General features: G+C 54.0%; 2 protein-coding genes. Both read right to left on the bottom strand.

Annotated elements, in window-relative coordinates; all coding sequences use genetic code 11:
* Positions 1-179 (bottom strand): phage tail tube protein (locus SB749_RS19825; protein ID WP_265092482.1); only part of this gene is annotated, 179 nt, incomplete at its 3' end.
* 7 nt (positions 180-186) lie between these two features.
* Positions 187-263: phage tail terminator protein (gpU, locus tag SB749_RS19820; RefSeq protein ID WP_215255295.1), on the bottom strand; the 77-nt coding region annotated here is incomplete at its 5' end.

Here is a 263-nt window from a genome sequence, read left to right as displayed (position 1 = left end):
AGATAGCTGTCGTCATAGGACTCAGCGGTCAGTTCGCCGGGCGTCAGGTCTTTAACTTTTGCCAGACGCGACCAGTCAACGTCTGAAAGCGGATTCGCGTAAGGGTCACCGCTCCCCTTATAAACCCACAGGGTGGTCCCGGCACCTTTCACCGGCATTGTAGGATTTGGTACAGGCATAGCGTCCTCACATTTCATAGGTAATGACATAAGTCAGATCGGCTGAACTCCACAAGCCCGCATCATCGTCGCGCCGGTAGTCAT

Origin of the sequence: Brevibacterium sp. SIMBA_078, from assembly GCF_046534565.1 — a bacterium.
In the GTDB taxonomy this organism is placed as follows: Bacteria; Actinomycetota; Actinomycetes; order Actinomycetales; family Brevibacteriaceae; genus Brevibacterium.
Note: the sequence above shows the minus strand (reverse complement) of the source record. Positions and strands in the feature narration are given on the sequence as shown.